Source organism: Burkholderia sp. AU30198 (assembly GCF_020419825.1).
In the GTDB taxonomy this organism is placed as follows: Bacteria; Pseudomonadota; Gammaproteobacteria; order Burkholderiales; family Burkholderiaceae; genus Burkholderia.
Genome location: NZ_JAIZSA010000014.1, coordinates 110050 through 125668 on the forward strand (window position 1 = coordinate 110050; position 15619 = coordinate 125668).

The following is a 15619-nucleotide window of genomic DNA, read 5'->3' on the forward strand; positions in this document are numbered from 1 at the left end:
AAAGCTCCGCATATAACGGACTATAATTCCGCAATTCCCTTGGCTACACGCGTCGGCGCACGCCCTTCGATTCAATGGAAAACCTGACCGGCATCGTCGCCTTCGTCCGCACCGCCGAAGCACTGAGCTTCGTCGCGGCCGGCCGCGCGCTCGGCATCTCGGCGTCGGCGGTCGGCAAGACGATCGCGAAACTCGAGCAGTCGCTCGGCGTGCGCCTGTTCAACCGCACGACGCGGCGCGTCACGCTCACCGACGAAGGGCGGCATTTCTACGAACGCTGCCAGCGGATCCTCGAGGATTTCCGCGATGCGGAGGCGACCGTGACGGCATCGGCGCAGCGCCCGCGCGGCAAGCTGCGCGTGAGCCTGCCGGTGATCGGCTACCGGTTCCTGCTGCCGGTGCTGCCCGAATTCCGGCAGCGCTACCCGGACGTCGAGCTCGATCTCGACTTCAACGACCGGATGGTGGATGTCGTCGAAGGTGGCTTCGACGCGGTGATCCGCAGCGGCCCGCTGTCCGATTCGAGCCTGATGTCGCGGCGGCTCGGCCCGTTCGCGTTCGTGCTGTGCGCGACGCCCGCGTATCTCGCGCAGGCCGGCACACCGCGCACGCCGCACGATCTCGAAGCGCACGAATGCGTGCGCTACTGCTTCCCGACCACCGGCAAGCTGCAGGACTGGGCGCTCGCGGCCGACGACGGCACGCCGCTGAAGCTGCGCACCGCGATGACCTGCAACAACATGGAAGCGCTGCGCGGCACCGTGCTCGCGGGGCTCGGCATCGGCTACATGCCCGACTTCCTCGCCCGCGACGCGCTCGATGCGGGCATGCTCGTGACCGTGCTCGACGACTACCGGATCGCGCCCGGGCAATTCTCGATCGTGTGGCCGTCGAGCCGGCAGCTGTCGCCGAAGCTGCGCGTGCTCGTCGATTTTCTGTGCGAGCGGCTGTTCAAGTAACCGAGGACGGACGCCTCGACCGGTGTCCAGCACGTCGCCCGCACGGCACGACGGAACGCCGCTGTGCGGCAGCAACGTGCGCGCATCGTTCCGAGCCGTTCAGTCCGCCCCGATCCGCTCCGCTTCCGCCTGCGGCAACAACGCGTCGCTGTCATCCTTCAGCCCGACGCCCGTCAGCCCGAGCCGGCGCGCGTGCGTCATCAGGTAATGCAGCTTGTGCGCGGCCCCCGCGTACGGCAGCCCTTCGGGACGCACGTTCGAGATGCAGTTGCGCAATGCGTCGTGGCAGCCGACCTTCGGCGCCCACGTCAGGTACACGCCGAGACTGTCCGGCGAGCTGAGCCCCGGCCGTTCGCCGATCAGCATCGCGACGACCTTCGCGCGCAGCAGCTCGCCGATCTCGTCGCCGAGCGCGACGCGTGCCTGCGTCGCGACCACCACCGGGCCGATCCGCCAGCCGTCCGCGTCGAGCCGCGGCCGCACGGCCTGCAGCAACGGCAGCGCCTGCTTCGCGGCCGCGAACGCCGACAGCCCGTCACCGATCACGAACACGACGTCGGGTGCGTCGTCGAGCGCCGCGCCGTAGCCGGCCAGCAGCCCGCGGCTGTCATCCGACAGCTTGCGGCCAAGGTCGGGCCGGCGCAGATAGTGGTCGCGGTCTGGCGCGGCGCTCTGCACGCCGAGCGTCGGCAGCAGGCCCGCCGCCTCGATCTCGCGCCGCAGCGCGTCCGCGTCGAGCGGCTGGTGCACCGCGTCGCGCGCCTGTGCATGCGACAGGTTGAACGCGAGCAGCGGCGCGGTCGGCAGGCTGTTGCCCGCGCGGCCGAGCGCGATTCGCGCATTCGTGAACGACTTCAGCTGCGCCCACGGGTTCTTCTCGACGGCGTCGCTCATGACGAAATCCCCATCCAGTCGTTCGCGCCCGCGAGCAGCGGCACGCGTGACGTCGCGGCGCGCAATGCGCCGTGCGCATCGGCGATCTCCATCGTCTCCAGCCACTCCTCGAATTCCGGTGCGCGGCGCAGGCCGAGCACCTCGCGCACGTAGAGCTGGTCGTGGAACGACGTGCTCTGGTAGTTCAGCATCACGTCGTCCGCGCCCGGAATCCCCATGATGAAGTTGATGCCGGCCGCACCCAGCAGCGTGAGCAGCGTGTCCATGTCGTCCTGGTCGGCTTCCGCGTGGTTCGTGTAGCAGATGTCGCAGCCCATCGGCACGCCGAGCAGCTTCCCGCAGAAGTGATCCTCGAGCCCCGCGCGGATGATCTGCTTGCCGTCGTACAGGTATTCGGGGCCGATGAAGCCGACCACCGTGTTCACGAGGAACGGCTCGAACTTGCGCGCGACCGCATACGCGCGCACTTCGCAGGTCTGCTGGTCGACGCCGAAATGCGCGTTCGCCGACAACGCGCTGCCCTGGCCCGTCTCGAAGTACATGAGATTGTTGCCGACCGTGCCGCGCTTGAGCGACAGCGCCGCCTCGCGCGCCTCGCCGAGCAGTGCGAGCGAGATCCCGAAGCTCGCGTTCGCCTTCTCGGTGCCCGCGATCGACTGGAACACGAGATCCACCGGCGCGCCCTTCTCGATCGCCGCGATCGTGTTGGTCACGTGCGTGAGCACGCACGACTGCGTCGGCACGCCGTAGCGTTCGCGGAAGCCGTCGATCATCGCGAGCAGCTTCACGATCGCCGCGAGGCTGTCGGTGGCCGGGTTGATGCCGATCATCGCGTCGCCGCAGCCGTACATCAGCCCGTCGAGCATCGACGCGGCGATCCCCTTCACGTCGTCGGTCGGGTGGTTCGGCTGCAGCCGCACCGACATCCGGCCCGGCAGCCCGACCGTGTTGCGAAAGCGCGTGACCACGCGGCGCTTCCTCGCCGCCGCGATCAGGTCCTGGTTGCGCATCAGCTTCGACACGGCCGCGACCATCTCGGGCGTGAGGCCCGCCGCGATCCGTTCGAGCGCCGCGCCGTCGGCCGCCGGCGACAGCAGCCAGTTGCGGAAATCGCCGACGGTGAGGTGCGAGATTTCCGCGAATGCCTGCGCGTCGTGATCGTCGACGATGAGGCGCGTGACCTCGTCGTCTTCATACGGGATCACCGCTTCGTTCAGGAATGCCTTCAGCGGCACGCCCGCGAGCGCGATCTTCGCGGCGACGCGCTCCTCCTCGCTCGCCGCCGCGACACCGGCGAGCTGGTCGCCGGAACGCAGCGGGCTCGCCTTCGCGAGCAGCGTCTTCAGGTCCGCGAAACGGTACGTGCGCGGACCGATCGTCTCCGTATAGGACATCTGCGAGTCTCCTTGCCCATCCTTGCCAAAAGCCGACGGCGCGCCCGTTCGACGGGGCGCGCCGGATGCCGTCAGGAACGGCCGTTCACCTTCACCCTGCTCATTCTTCCAGCAGCACGTCGCCCGGCGCACTCGCACGCTGCGAACGCGTCGCGAGGAAGTACGCGTAGCCGAACGCGAGGAAGCCGAGGAACACCAGCGCGACCAGCCCGTTGAAGTACACCATCGTCCCGAGACAAATAAGTGCTGCCAGGATCGCGAACGCCGGGAAGATCGGGTACAGCGGTGCGCGGAACGGCCGTTCGAGATTCGGCTGCGAGCGGCGCAGCTTGAACAGCGACGCCATGCTCACGATATACATCACGATCGCACCGAATACCGACATCGTCACGATGTTCGCGGTCAGCGTCTGCCCGCCGAACTGGATCAGCTCGTCGCTGTAGATCGCCGCGATGCCGACCACGCCGCCCGCGAGGATCGCGCGGTAAGGCGTCTTGAAGCGCGGATGCACCTTCGCGAGCCATTCGGGCAGGTAGCCTTCGCGGGCCAGCGCGAAGATCTGGCGCGAATAGCCGAGGATGATCCCGTGGAACGACGCGACCAGCCCGAACAGCCCGAGCCACACCAGCATGTGCATCCAGCCGCTGTTCGCGCCGACGATGTACTTCATCGCCTGCGGCAGCGGGTCGTTGATGTTCGCGAGCTTGGTCCAGTCGCCCGCGCCGCCGGCGAACACCATCACGCCGACCGCAAGCGCCACGAGGGTCAGGATCCCGGCCACGTACGCGATCGGAATCGAGCGCTTCGGGTTCTTCGCCTCCTCGGCGGCCATCGCAACCCCTTCGATCGCGAGGAAGAACCAGATCGCGAACGGGATCGCCGCGAACATCCCGTGGAACGCGCCGAGGCTGAAATGATCGGCGCCCGACCAGCCGCCCTTCATGAAGTTGCTCCACGCAAAGCCCGGCGACACGACGCCCATGAACACCAGCAGCTCGAAGATCGCGAACAGCGTAACGACGAGCTCGAAGGTCGCCGCGATCTGCACGCCGACGATGTTCAGCGCCATGAACACGAGATACGCGCCCATCGCCGCATGTTTCGGCTCCAGCCCCGGAAACTGCACGTGCAGGTATGCGCCGATCGCAAGCGCGATCGCGGGCGGCGCGAACACGAACTCGACGAGCGTCGCGGCACCGGCGAGATAGCCGCCGGTCGGGCCGAACGCTCGACGCGCATACGCAAACGGGCCGCCCGCATGCGGGATCGACGTCGTCAGCTCGGTGAAACTGAAGATGAAGGTGGTGTACATCGCCGCGACGAACAGCGCGGTGACGACGAAACCCAGCGTGCCGGCGCTCGCCCAGCCGTAACTCCAGCCGAAGTATTCGCCGGAAATCACGAGGCCGACCGCGATGCCCCACAGTTGCCAGGTCCCGAGCGTCTGCTGCAGCGCGGGCTGGCCGGACGACTTGGCGCCGGCGGCGGGCCGGCCATTCGACTCTGCTTTCATCGGACTCTCTCCTCAAAGGCGCCGGGCCTGCCGGCCTGCGCGACTGAGAATCGATGCTAGAGAGTCATTAAACGACGTGTTATCGAAATTCGGCAAAGATCGCGGCTGACATTTCGCTGACGGAAACGCGGACGCGGCGCGACGGCCGACGCCGATCGGCAAGGGGCCGGCGCGCAGCGGAAGACACCGTTGCGGCCTTGGCCGGTTCCGGCGTAGTGGTCGTACGCGCGAGACGACACGCGAACGGACGCTGTCGCGTGCCATTCGCGCGCCATCGGATGCAAGCGCTCGCGCGTACAACACCCTCCGGCCGCACGACGCGACCGGACGGCTGCGCGAGCGTGGCGTTACTGCCCGCCGCTGCGCTGGTTGAACCAGCGGTCGAGCAGCTTGCCGGCAGCTTCGCGGCCGCCGAGGCCGAACGACAGCGCCACCGCCACCGCGATCGCGCCGAGCACGAGGCCGAATGCGAGCTGGACGATCTCGTTCGCGATGCCCATCGCGCGCAGCCCCATCGCGAACACGAGGCCCAGGATCGCGAATTGCGCGATGCGCGCGAACAGCACGCTGTGCTCGCGGTCGGCCTGCTCGATCACGCGGCGCGCGAGGCCCGCGAGCCACACGCCGATCACGAGGATCACGCCGCCCATCAGCACGTGGCCGCCGAATTCGATGAACAGCGTGACGACGTCGCGCACCTGCGAGAAGCCGAGCCGGTTCGCCGCTTCGACCGATGCGAACAGCATCGCGAAGAACACGATCAGCCGCGCGACCAGCACCGACGGCTGCAGGATCCCCGAGAACACGCGCTCGACGCCGAGCACGGCCGGCAGCCCGTCGGCGCCCGCGGCTTCCAGCAGCTTCTGCGCGAGCGACGCGACGAAGCGCGCGAAGTAGAACGTCACCAGCACGATCACGATCGCCGCGACGATGTCCGGCACCGCGCCGAGGAACTGGTTCAGCATGTTGGTGGCCGGCACCGAGATCGCGTCGATCTTCAGCGCGTCGAGCGCGGAGATCAGCGTCGGCACGAACACGAACACGTAGACGATCGTGCCGATCAGGCTCGACACGCGCACGGGCGTCGGGCTGTCGAGGCGCTGCGTGAGGCGATCGGCGCCGGCCGCGACCAGCAGGTTCGTCACGAGGCCGCGCAGCACGCGCGCGACGATCCAGCCGACGATGCCGATCACCGCGGCCGCGAACAGGTTCGGCACGATCGCGAGCAGCTTGTCGACCATCCCCTGCACCGGCGACAGCAGCCCCGACAGCGCGAACGACGCGAGGATCGCCGGCAGGAACATCAGGATCACGAGCCAGAACAGCACGTCGCCGAGATAGCCGCTCATCGGCTGCATGCCGGCGCCTTCGGACAGTTTGTCGTCGATCTTGCTCGCCTTCAGCGCGCGGTTCGCGAGGCTGCGCAACAGCGACGCGATGAGCCACGCGATCAGCGTCAGCGCCGCGCCGCCGATCAGGTTCGGCAGGTAGTTGACGATGTGCGTGACGAGCAACGAGAACGGGTTGGAGACCGCGTACAGGTTGAGCACGTTGAAGATGCCCACCGCGGTGACGAGCAGTACGAGCCAGAACAGCCCGCCCGCGATGATGCGTTCGACGTACGCGCCCTGGCCAGTGCTTTCGTTGATCCGCTGATCGACCTTCAGCGCGCCGAGCAGGCGCATCGCGCCGGCCCGCACCACGACGGCGATCAGCCAGCCGATCACCAGGATGCCGATCGCGCCGGCGATCTTTGGCAGATACCCCCCTAGCGTGGTCTGCAGCGACGTGATGAAGCTGGAAGCATCCATTTCTTCTTCTCCCGAAAACGTGGTGTTGCGATTGAACATCGACGAACTACCTGCGTACTTCGAAAAGCGTGCTGCCCCGACGGAGCAACTTACCCGAGAAAAATGACGCGATCACCCGATTTCACCGTCTTTAACTTTAGACATAGATCGCGGAGGGGCAAGACCCCATTTCGTCAAAATTAAAAAGGGGCGGATGGATAGCCCTACGCATTTCCGCAAGATTTGTCCATTCGGGCCGTGCTACCGTGGCGTCGGTTCCTGCCCGTACACGCCGATGACCGTCGAAACGAAAACCGACCAACCCGCGTGGATCCGCTATGCGGCGAGCGTGGCTCGCGTCCACGAATACATCCGCACGCACCTCGACGGCCCGCTCGACCTGAACCGGCTCGCCGAAGTCGCGTGCCTGTCGCCGTATCACTGGCAGCGCGTCTATCGCGCGCTGTATGGCGAGTCGATCGTGCTGACGGTGCGGCGGATGCGGATCGTGCGCGCGTCCGAGGATCTCGTGTGCACGGCGCGGCCGATCGACGAGATCGCGCGGCGCGCGGGCTACGGTTCGACGCACGCGTTCGCGCGGGCGTTTCGCGACGCATACGGCGTGCCGCCCGCGCAGCACCGGCGCACCGGCAGCCACCGACCCATCTATCCGCTACAACGAGGAGAAGGAGACATGTTCAAGCATGAAGTCGAAATCCGGCGATTGCCGGATCTGCACGGCTATGCCGTGACGCACACCGGGCCGTACATGAAGGTCAGCGACGCATTCATGCGAATCGGCGCGTGGGTCGGGCAACACGGGCTGATCGGCCCGGGCGCGAAGGTAATCGGCATCTTCTACGACGATCCGGACACGACGCCCGAAGCGCAGTTGCGTGCAAAAGCCTGCATCATGCCGGCCGACGGCGCGCCGGACGTCGAACCCGCGCCGCCAGTGGAGCGCGCGACGGTGGCAGGCGGCGAATACGCGGTGCTGTTGCATACGGGGCCGTATGCGGACCTGAAGACGGCCTACCAGTGGCTCTACGGCGACTGGCTGCGCCATTCGGGCCGCGAAGCCGCCAACGCGCCGCCGTTCGAGCTGTATCTCAATTCGCCGATGGATACCGCGCCGGCCGATCTGCGCACCGAGCTCTACCTGCCGCTGCGCTGATCGAAGGGCCGTGCGCCGGCCCTGAAACGAAGCGCGCCGGCCGGCGTTCACACGCCGCCGGCGCGAATGCGCGGACAAACTTGCTTATGCAGCCTGCGTCCCGCACCCGGGGCAAAACCGCGCGTCGTCCGCCAGCGCCGAGTGGCAGCGGCTGCAGGACTTGCCGCGTTGCGCGGCACCGCACTGCGCGCAGAAACGCGCATCCGTCGCATTGAGTGCGCCGCAGCCCGCACAGGCAAGCTGGCTCAGCGGCACGTTCCCGCCCTGCCCGCTTCGACTGTCGGCCGGCGCCTGCCAGCCCCAGCCGTGGCGATCGCGGCCGCGCGCATCGTGGCCGCCATGCCCGTCCTGGCGCTGCCCGCCATGATGCCCGCCACCGTGGCCGCTGTTGCCGTGCCCGCCGCCATGGCCACCTCCGTGGCCGCCCAGGATTCGTTTCAGAAAGCTCATCGCCTGCTCCTCAACGCTTGGCCTGCGCGCTGCCGAACGCCCCCGAGGACGACAACAGCCGCAAACCGTTGGCCACGACGATCAGGCTTGCGCCCGCGTCCGCGAAGACCGCCATCCACATCGTGCCGAGCCCCGCGACCGTGAGGCCGAGGAACACGATCTTCACGCCGAGCGCGAAGCCGATGTTCTGCACCAGGACGCGATGCGTCGCGCGCGACAGCCGCACGAACGCGGGAATCTTGCGCAGGTCGTCGTCCATCAGCGCGACGTCGGCCGTCTCGATTGCCGTGTCGGTGCCCATCGCGCCCATCGCGAAGCCGATATCGGCGCGCGCGAGCGCCGGCGCATCGTTGATCCCGTCGCCGACCATCCCGACCGCACCCGCGCCGCCGGCCGCCAGTTCCTCGACCGCCGCGAGCTTGTCTTCCGGCAACTGGTTGCCGCGTGCGTCGTCGATGCCGGCCTGCTGCGCGATCGCCTGCGCGGTATGCGGGTTGTCGCCCGTCAGCATCGCGGTGCGGATGCCAAGCGCATGCAGATCCGCGATCGCCTCGCGGCTCGTGTCCTTGATCGTGTCGGCCACCGCGAAGATGCCGAGCACGCGCGCTTCGTCGACCAGCACCACAACGCTCTTGCCCTGCCGTTCGAGCGCATCGAGCTTCGCTTCGAGGGCCGTCGAGCAGCGCTCGAGTTCCTCGACGAGGCGGTGATTGCCGAGCCAGTAGCGCGTGCCGTCGATCGTGCCCTGCACGCCGCGCCCGACGATCGCTTCGAAGTCCTGCACATCGTCAAAGGCCGTCGTGCCGGCATCGCGCGCTGCAGTTGCGATCGCCTGCGACACCGGGTGATCGGAACGCGCCGCGAGGCTCGCGCCGAGGTGCCGCACACGTGCCTCGTCGGCATCGGCCGCATGCAGGTCGAAGTCGGTCTGCACCGGCTTGCCATGCGTGATCGTGCCGGTCTTGTCGAGCGCGAGCCACACGAGCTTGCGCCCTTCTTCCAGATAGACGCCGCCCTTCACGAGAATCCCGCGCCGCGCCGCGGCCGCGAGCCCCGACACGATCGTCACCGGCGTCGAGATCACCAGTGCGCACGGGCACGCGATCACGAGCAGCACCAGCGCGCGGTAGATCCAGTCGTGCCACGCACCGCCCATCACGAGCGGCGGCACCACTGCCACCAGCAGCGCGACCGCGAACACGATCGGCGTGTAGACGCGTGCGAACTGGTCGACGAAGCGCTGCGTCGGCGCCTTCGCGCCCTGGGCTTCCTCAACCGCGTGGATGATCCGCGCCAGCGTCGAGTTGGCCGCGACGGCCGTCACGCGGTATTCGAACGAACCCGATTCGTTGATCGTGCCCGCGTACACGGCGTCGCCGGTCGTCTTTTCGACGGGCAGGCTCTCGCCGGTGATCGGCGCCTGGTTCACCGTCGAGCGGCCCGCGACGACTTCGCCGTCCAGCCCGATCCGCTCGCCCGGCTTCACGCGTACGACCGCGCCGAGCGCCACCTGCGCGGCCTCGATCGTGCGCCACGACCCATCGGCGTCCTGCACGGTCGCCGTATCCGGCGCGAGTTGCATCAGGCCCTGGATCGCATTGCGCGCCCGGTCGAGCGACTTCGCCTCGATCAACTCGGCAATCGTAAACAGCACCATCACCATCGCGGCTTCCGGCCACTGGCCGATCGCCATCGCGCCCGTCACCGCGATGCTCATCAACGCGTTGATGTTCAGGTTGCCGTTGCGAATCGCGATCCAGCCCTTCTTGTACGTGGTGAGCCCGCACGCAAGCACCGCAGCGAGCGCGAGCGCCGCCGCGAGCCACACCGGCAGGCCGGCCCAGGTCGCGCCCTCGGACGCGATCGCGGCGACGCCGGCCAGCGCCAGCGGCCACCACGGCTTCGCGGGCGCGTCGGCGACGCGCGCAGCCGGCGCGCCGGGCGCTGCTGCCTCGGGCGTCATCCCGAGCGAGCGGATCGCGCTTTCGATCGCCGGCTGGGCGTTCGGCACGTGCTCGACCGTCAGCATCCGCTGCATCAGGTTGAACTCGAGCGCCGACACTTCGCTCATCCCGCCGAGCTTCTTGCGGATCAGCGTTTCCTCGGTCGGGCAGTCCATCTGCATGATCCGGAACGCGGAACGCACGTGGCCCGACGCAGTCGCCTGGGCGACCGGCAGCGGCGCGAGCGTCAGCGCGGCAGGCGCGCAGCAATCGCCGGCCGCGTGGTCGTGGTCGTGGTCGTGGTCGTGGTCGTGGTCGTGGTCGTGGTCGTGACCGGCATGGTCGTGCGCGGCGCTGCCGTGTGCACAGGCGGCGCCGTGGACATGCCCGTCGCCGTCCTCGTGCTCGTGCTCGTGCTCGTGCTCGTGCGCATGGTCATGACCATGGTCGTGGTCGTGTTCCTTGCCGCTGCCGTGGCTGCAACCGGCGCCGTGGACGTGACCATCTTCACGACCCGCGTGCCCGTGATCATGTTCATGTTCATGATCGTGGTCGTGGCTATCGGCGCGCGACTGCGCGCCGCGCGCTGCGGCGACCTCGCCGTGCGCGTGCTCGCCGGCCGCCGGCGCCGCATCGGCGACGGTGGCCGTATCCGTATCGTGCGCGTCGGCGCAGCACGGAGCGGCGCCGCCGGCATGACGGTGTCGTGGGTCGTGGGTACGCTGGGCGTCGGTCATGACAACCTCCTCAATGGCTAACGGTGTAGAGTTAACACCCTGAAGCCACTACAAGGTCAACCCCTTACAGGGAGAAAGGTCATGAAGATCGGCGAACTGGCCAAAGCGGCCCGCTGCACGCCCGAGACGATCCGTTTCTATGAGAAAGAGGGTCTGATGCCGGATGCGGAGCGCACCGACTCGAACTACCGCAACTACACCGACGTGCACGTCGAACGGCTGCGCTTTATCCGCAACTGCCGCGCGCTCGACATGGCGCACGACGAAATCCGCGCGCTGTTGCAGCTCACCGACACGCCGGCCGATCCGTGCGATTCGATCAATTCGCTGCTCGACGAACACATCGGGCACGTCGATGCGCGCCTCGCGGAACTCACGCATCTACGCGACCAGCTCACCGAATTGCGCCGCCAGTGCGTCGGCGAGCATTCGGTCGAGGATTGCGGCATCGTGCACGGTCTCGCGACGATGGAAACCGTCGCGCCGGCCGCGAAGCGCTCGCACCTCGGCTGAAACCCTTGTGAAATATGATAGTCTGGTTGAGAATAGTTATATTATTACTAGATACATCATAACTATTCATGTCAGCTAGTCGCCCATCCCCGCTCGCGCTGGCCGTCCTCGCGACGCTCACCGAAACGCCGATGCATCCATACGGGATGCTGCAGCAACTGAAGGCTCGCGGGTACGACGAAGTCGTCAACGTGCGGCAACGCACGAGCCTCTATCAGACGATCGACCGGCTGCTGCGCGACGGGATGATCGCCGTGCACGACACCGAGCGCGACGGCGCGTTTCCGGAGCGCACGCTGTATGCGCTGACCGAGGCCGGGCACACGGCCGGGCAGGCGTGGCTGCATACGCTGCTCGCGGAGCCCGCGCGCGAATTCCCGGCGTTCGGCGCCGGTCTCGCGTTCCTGCCGCTGCTCGACGCCGAAGATGCACGCCACCAGCTCGAGCTTCGGATCGCGCGGCTCGACGCCGAGCGCGAGCGCCTCGAAACGCTGCGCGCCAACGCGCAGGCCGATCAGGTGCCGCGCCTGTTCCTGCTGCAGAACGAGCACGCGCTCGTCCTGCTCAATGCCGAACTCGAATGGGCACGCAGCGTCGTCGAACACCTGAAGATCGGCGCGCTGCGCTGGGTGAACGGCTGACGCGTGATGCGGGCCGGCTCCCGCCGGCAACGCGCATCGGCCCGATCAAAGCACCTTGCCGGGATTCAGGATGCCGAGCGGATCCAGCGCGGCCTTCAGGCGTCGCATCAGCCCGATTTCCGCGTCGCTGCGCGTATGCGCGAGATAAGCGCGCTTGAGCACGCCGATCCCGTGCTCAGCCGACACCGAGCCGCCCATGTCCCGCACCACCGCGTACACGCAGTGATCGAGCGCGTCGAGCTCCGCGTCGGTCATCCCGGCCAGCGACACGCCGATATGCGCGTTGCCGTCGCCGACATGGCCGAAGAACAGGCACGTGACGTCCGGCCAGTGCGCCCGCAGCGCCGCCTCGCAGCGCTCGGCGAATTCGCCGAGTTCGCCCGTCGGCAGACTCACGTCGAAGTTGACGAGATGCGGCAACGCATCGATCGCGAGACCTTCGCGCAACGTCCACAGGTCGCGCGCCTGCCGCTCCGATGTCGCGAGCACCGCATCCTCCACGAGCCCTGTGTCGAACCCCGCCGCGAGACCGGTTTCCAGCGCCTGGTGCGCGTCGCCGCCCGGTGCGCTCGTCGCGCATTCGATCAGTACCGTGAAACCATCGTCGCCGACAAACGGCGCTGAAACACCCGGCGTATGACGCGCAACGTAATCGTAGAACGCCGGCCACATCGCCTCGAAGCTGACGACCTCCGGCAGCATGCGCACGCGGTTCCACAGCGCGACCACCGCGTCGTAGTCGCGCACGCGGCAGAGCGCCGTGGCCGGCGCGGCGAGCAACGGGTGCAGTCGCAGCACGGCGCGCGTGATGACGCCAAGTGTTCCCTCGCTGCCGATGAACAGTTGCTTCAGGTCGTAACCCGCGTTGTTCTTCAGCATCCGGTTCATCGACGACACCACCGTGCCGTCCGCGAGCACGGCCTCGAGCCCGAGCACCTGCTCGCGCATCATCCCGTAGCGGATCGCGCGCGTGCCGCCCGCATTGGTCGCGAGCATGCCGCCGATCTGGCATGAGCCACGCGCGCCGAGATCGACGCCGAACGTGAAACCGGCCGCTTCCGCGGCTTCCTGCACCGTCTGCAGCGGCGTTCCCGCGCGTACCGTCATCGTGCCGGCCGCCGCGTCGAGCGCTTCGATGCCTGCGAAGCGCTCCATCGACAGCACGACCTCACCACCGAGCGCGACGCCGCCACGTGCGAGCCCCGTCAAACCACCCTGCGGCACGACCGGCTGGCCGAGCCGCGCGCACAGCGCGAGCGTGCGCGACACGTCGTCGACACTGCGCGGGCGCACCAGCGCGCGCGGCCGCACGCCGGCCGGCTCGTTGTACGCGGTGAAGTAACGCGGATCGATGTCGGCCGGGCGCGTGACGAGCGCCTCGCCCAGTTCCGCGGCGAGCGCGGCTTCGAGCGCGGCTTCGAGTGCGTCACCCGACAGCGATGCGCCGCCCTGTTCGCCGCCCGTGGCGGCCGTGTTCCGGTTCTGCATCGCGCGCGGCCCCGCTTACTTCGCCGAGATGTCGATATCGCCGAAATACTTCAGGCCGAGCGACTTCACCGTGCCGTCCGCCTTCAGCTTGTCGATCGCCGCATCGAGTTTCGCCTTCAGCGCGCTGTCGCCTTTACGCAGCCCGAATGCGATGCCGCTGCCGAGGATCTTGTCGTCGTGCACCGGCTGGCCGACGAACGAGAAGCCCTTGCCGTCCGGACGCGACAGGAAGCCACGCTGGCCGGACGGCGCGAGCACGAGCGACGCGTCGAGACGGCCCGACACGAGATCCGCGTACGCCTGGTTCTGGTCCTGGTACGCGACGATCGCGACGCCGGCCGGCTCCCAGTGCGCCTTCGCGAAGGTTTCCTGGATCGACGCCTGCAGCACGCCGACGCGCTTGCCCTTCAGCGATTCCGGCGTCGGCAGCAGGCCGCTGCCGGTGCGCGCGATCAACTGGGTCGGCACGCGATAGATGATCGTCGTGAAATCGATCGCCTGGCGGCGCTGCTCGGTCGCGTTCATCGCCGAATTGATCACGTCGAACTTGCGGCCCTTCAGCGCGGGAATCAGGCCGTCGAACGACGTCTCGACCCATTTGCACGACAGCTTCGCCGTCTGGCAGACGGCATTGCCGACGTCGATGTCGAAGCCCTGCAGGTCGCCGTTCGGCGCCTTCGATTCGAACGGCGGATATTGCGCCTCGAGGCCAAAGCGCAGCGTCTGCGCATCGGCGAGCGCCGCGCCCGAGCCGATGGCGCACGCGAGTGCGAACGCGAGTTTCAGAGTGGCCGTGTGCTTCATCGTGATCTCCTGTGTCTGGTCGGTGCGACGCTCCCGTCGCCGGATGCCCGTCGCCAATTTCCGTACGGGCCTTACAGCGAACGCAGCCGCCGCGCGCCTTCAACCAGCGTCGCGTCGTCCTTCGAAAAACTGAGCCGGATCACGCCGGCATCGGTGCCGTCGGTATAGAACGCCGACAGCGGAATCGTCGCGACGCGCGCGTCGCGGATCAGGCGCAGCACGAAATCGCTGTCGCTTTCATCCGAGAAGTGCCGGAAGCGCGCGAGCATGAAGAACGAGCCTTCGCTCGGCAGCAGCTCGAAACGGGAATCGGCCAGCTCGCGCGCGAGCAGGTCGCGCTTGGCCTGGTAGAACGCCGACAGGCCGAGATAGCTGTCCGGCCGCGCGAGGATTTCCGCGAACGCGACCTGCATCGGCGTGTCGGCCGCGAACACCATGAACTGGTGCACCTTGCGGATCTCGTCCATCAGCTCGGCCGGCGCGAGGCAATGCCCGACCCGCCAGCCCGTCACGTGGAACGACTTGCCGAACGACGACACGATCACGCTGCGCTCGACCAGCTCGCGATGGCGCGCCACGCTCTGGTGCTGCGCGCCGTCGAACACGACGTGCTCGTAGACCTCGTCGGACAGCACCACGATGCCGGTGTCGCACGTGAGCTGCGCGAGCCGTTCGAGATCGTCGGCGGAAAACACGGTCGCGGTCGGGTTGTGCGGTGTGTTGACGATGATCATCCGCGTGCGCGGGTTGATCGCCGCGGCGACTTCGTCCCAGTTCACGCGGAAATGTTCGGGCGACAGCTTGATCGCCACCGGCGTCGCGCCCTGCAGCCGCACGATCGGCGCATAGCTGTCGAACGACGGCTCGAAGTAGATCACCTCGTCGCCCGGATGCACGAGCGCGCTGATCGCCGCGTAGAGCCCTTCGCTCGCGCTCGCGATCACCGTGATCTCGGTGGCCGGGTCGTAGCGCGCGCCGTACAGCGCCTCGGTCTTCTCGGCGAGCCGCTCGCGCAGCGCCATGACACCGGCCATCGGCGCGTACTGGTTGTGCCCGTCGCGCATCGCGCGCGTGACGCCTTCGACGAGCGCCGGATCGGGCGCGAAATTCGGCGCGCCCTGCGACAGGTTCAACGCATCGTGCTGAGCAGCCAGTTGGCCGATCACCGTGAAGATCGTCGTCCCGACGTCGGGCAGTTTCGAACGGGGCGCGGTGGCGCTTCGCATGACTCCTCCTTCTGATGTCCTTCGGGCAGCCCCGCGCGACGCGCGCGGCCTGCATCTGCCGCATGATTTAGCCCGAGCCAATATCGGCGAACA

15 protein-coding genes are annotated in these 15619 nt (G+C 67.8%); 6 read left to right on the forward strand and 9 right to left on the reverse strand.

The genetic code is table 11. The annotated features are described in order from the left end of the window. Positions 1 to 74: 74 nt before the first annotated feature. Positions 75 to 959: a LysR family transcriptional regulator gene (locus LGN19_RS27235; protein WP_122944091.1), complete on the forward strand. Its 885-nt coding sequence runs from the start codon at positions 75 to 77 to the stop codon at positions 957 to 959. A gap of 99 nt (positions 960 to 1058) precedes the next feature. Here the strand turns inward: LGN19_RS27235 and eutC are convergent, their stop codons facing one another. The 4 genes from eutC to LGN19_RS27255 form a co-directional block, all read right to left on the reverse strand. Further along, positions 1059 to 1853, reverse strand: a complete 795-nt coding sequence (eutC, locus tag LGN19_RS27240) for an ethanolamine ammonia-lyase subunit EutC (RefSeq protein WP_122944090.1) — start codon at positions 1851 to 1853, stop codon at positions 1059 to 1061. Beyond that, complete coding sequence (locus tag LGN19_RS27245) at positions 1850 to 3247, reverse strand: ethanolamine ammonia-lyase subunit EutB (RefSeq protein ID WP_226218137.1); 1398 nt, start codon at positions 3245 to 3247, stop codon at positions 1850 to 1852. The genes eutC and LGN19_RS27245 overlap by 4 nt, the downstream gene beginning before the upstream one ends. Positions 3248 to 3347: 100 nt before the next feature. Next, complete coding sequence (gene eat / locus LGN19_RS27250; protein WP_174960120.1) at positions 3348 to 4760, reverse strand: ethanolamine permease; 1413 nt, start codon at positions 4758 to 4760, stop codon at positions 3348 to 3350. Between the two features lie 347 nt (positions 4761 to 5107). Beyond that, positions 5108 to 6571: a mechanosensitive ion channel gene (locus LGN19_RS27255; protein WP_089449663.1), complete on the reverse strand. Its 1464-nt coding sequence runs from the start codon at positions 6569 to 6571 to the stop codon at positions 5108 to 5110. Positions 6572 to 6845: 274 nt separating this feature from the next. Here LGN19_RS27255 and LGN19_RS27260 point away from each other — a divergent pair, with 274 nt between their 5' ends. Continuing rightward, a complete protein-coding gene (locus LGN19_RS27260) occupies positions 6846 to 7724 on the forward strand; it encodes an AraC family transcriptional regulator (RefSeq protein WP_226218140.1) in 879 nt (292 codons plus the stop codon). 84 nt (positions 7725 to 7808) lie between these two features. On the opposite strand, the gene LGN19_RS27265 is transcribed toward LGN19_RS27260, so the two are convergent. Both LGN19_RS27265 and LGN19_RS27270 read right to left on the reverse strand, forming a co-directional pair. Beyond that, the gene (locus LGN19_RS27265; protein ID WP_174960114.1) at positions 7809 to 8174 is read right to left on the reverse strand and encodes a zinc ribbon domain-containing protein; all 366 of its coding nucleotides are present in this window, start codon (positions 8172 to 8174) and stop codon (positions 7809 to 7811) included. Between the two features lie 10 nt (positions 8175 to 8184). After that, on the reverse strand, positions 8185 to 10293 hold the full coding sequence (locus LGN19_RS27270; protein WP_226218142.1) for a heavy metal translocating P-type ATPase: 2109 nt from the start codon (positions 10291 to 10293) through the stop codon (positions 8185 to 8187). Positions 10294 to 10297: 4 nt separating this feature from the next. Between LGN19_RS27270 and LGN19_RS27275 the strand changes: the two genes are divergently transcribed. The 4 genes from LGN19_RS27275 (at position 10298) to LGN19_RS27290 (ending at position 12008) form a co-directional block, all read left to right on the forward strand. Beyond that, positions 10298 to 10450 (forward strand): hypothetical protein, encoded by a 153-nt coding sequence (locus tag LGN19_RS27275; RefSeq protein WP_226218144.1) that lies wholly within the window; start codon positions 10298 to 10300, stop codon positions 10448 to 10450. Then, the gene (locus LGN19_RS27280; RefSeq protein ID WP_226218145.1) at positions 10405 to 10875 is read left to right on the forward strand and encodes a hypothetical protein; all 471 of its coding nucleotides are present in this window, start codon (positions 10405 to 10407) and stop codon (positions 10873 to 10875) included. Before LGN19_RS27275 ends, LGN19_RS27280 begins: the two co-directional genes overlap by 46 nt. Positions 10876 to 10935: 60 nt before the next feature. After that, the gene (gene cadR, locus LGN19_RS27285; protein WP_011350541.1) at positions 10936 to 11367 is read left to right on the forward strand and encodes a Cd(II)/Pb(II)-responsive transcriptional regulator; all 432 of its coding nucleotides are present in this window, start codon (positions 10936 to 10938) and stop codon (positions 11365 to 11367) included. Between the two features lie 68 nt (positions 11368 to 11435). After that, positions 11436 to 12008 (forward strand): PadR family transcriptional regulator, encoded by a 573-nt coding sequence (locus LGN19_RS27290; protein ID WP_122944084.1) that lies wholly within the window; start codon positions 11436 to 11438, stop codon positions 12006 to 12008. 45 nt (positions 12009 to 12053) lie between these two features. Here the strand turns inward: LGN19_RS27290 and LGN19_RS27295 are convergent, their stop codons facing one another. The 3 genes from LGN19_RS27295 to LGN19_RS27305 form a co-directional block, all read right to left on the reverse strand. Further along, positions 12054 to 13496: an FAD-binding oxidoreductase gene (locus LGN19_RS27295; protein WP_226218146.1), complete on the reverse strand. Its 1443-nt coding sequence runs from the start codon at positions 13494 to 13496 to the stop codon at positions 12054 to 12056. A 15-nt stretch (positions 13497 to 13511) separates the two neighbouring features. Then, positions 13512 to 14300 carry an ABC transporter substrate-binding protein gene (locus LGN19_RS27300; RefSeq protein ID WP_122946576.1) on the reverse strand — a complete coding sequence of 263 codons (789 nt, stop codon included), beginning with the start codon at positions 14298 to 14300 and terminating at the stop codon, positions 13512 to 13514. Positions 14301 to 14371: 71 nt separating this feature from the next. After that, positions 14372 to 15526, reverse strand: coding sequence for a pyridoxal phosphate-dependent aminotransferase (locus tag LGN19_RS27305; protein ID WP_226218148.1), 1155 nt, complete (start codon positions 15524 to 15526; stop codon positions 14372 to 14374). Positions 15527 to 15619 lie beyond the last annotated feature (93 nt).

What these genes read in the sequence shown, in the direction of transcription:
- LGN19_RS27270 (WP_226218142.1), bottom strand. Translation starts at nt 10,293, where the DNA reads ATGGACTGCCCGACCGAGGAAACGCTGATCCGCAAGAAGCTCGGCGGG.
- LGN19_RS27275 (WP_226218144.1), top strand. Translation starts at nt 10,298, where the DNA reads ATGATCCGGAACGCGGAACGCACGTGGCCCGACGCAGTCGCCTGGGCG.
- LGN19_RS27300 (WP_122946576.1), bottom strand. Translation starts at nt 14,300, where the DNA reads ATGAAGCACACGGCCACTCTGAAACTCGCGTTCGCACTCGCGTGCGCC.
- LGN19_RS27295 (WP_226218146.1), bottom strand. Translation starts at nt 13,496, where the DNA reads ATGCAGAACCGGAACACGGCCGCCACGGGCGGCGAACAGGGCGGCGCA.
- LGN19_RS27255 (WP_089449663.1), bottom strand. Translation starts at nt 6,571, where the DNA reads ATGGATGCTTCCAGCTTCATCACGTCGCTGCAGACCACGCTAGGGGGG.
- LGN19_RS27245 (WP_226218137.1), bottom strand. Translation starts at nt 3,247, where the DNA reads ATGTCCTATACGGAGACGATCGGTCCGCGCACGTACCGTTTCGCGGAC.
- LGN19_RS27260 (WP_226218140.1), top strand. Translation starts at nt 6,846, where the DNA reads ATGACCGTCGAAACGAAAACCGACCAACCCGCGTGGATCCGCTATGCG.
- LGN19_RS27290 (WP_122944084.1), top strand. Translation starts at nt 11,436, where the DNA reads ATGTCAGCTAGTCGCCCATCCCCGCTCGCGCTGGCCGTCCTCGCGACG.
- LGN19_RS27265 (WP_174960114.1), bottom strand. Translation starts at nt 8,174, where the DNA reads ATGAGCTTTCTGAAACGAATCCTGGGCGGCCACGGAGGTGGCCATGGC.
- LGN19_RS27235 (WP_122944091.1), top strand. Translation starts at nt 75, where the DNA reads ATGGAAAACCTGACCGGCATCGTCGCCTTCGTCCGCACCGCCGAAGCA.
- cadR (WP_011350541.1), top strand. Translation starts at nt 10,936, where the DNA reads ATGAAGATCGGCGAACTGGCCAAAGCGGCCCGCTGCACGCCCGAGACG.
- eutC (WP_122944090.1), bottom strand. Translation starts at nt 1,853, where the DNA reads ATGAGCGACGCCGTCGAGAAGAACCCGTGGGCGCAGCTGAAGTCGTTC.
- LGN19_RS27305 (WP_226218148.1), bottom strand. Translation starts at nt 15,526, where the DNA reads ATGCGAAGCGCCACCGCGCCCCGTTCGAAACTGCCCGACGTCGGGACG.
- eat (WP_174960120.1), bottom strand. Translation starts at nt 4,760, where the DNA reads ATGAAAGCAGAGTCGAATGGCCGGCCCGCCGCCGGCGCCAAGTCGTCC.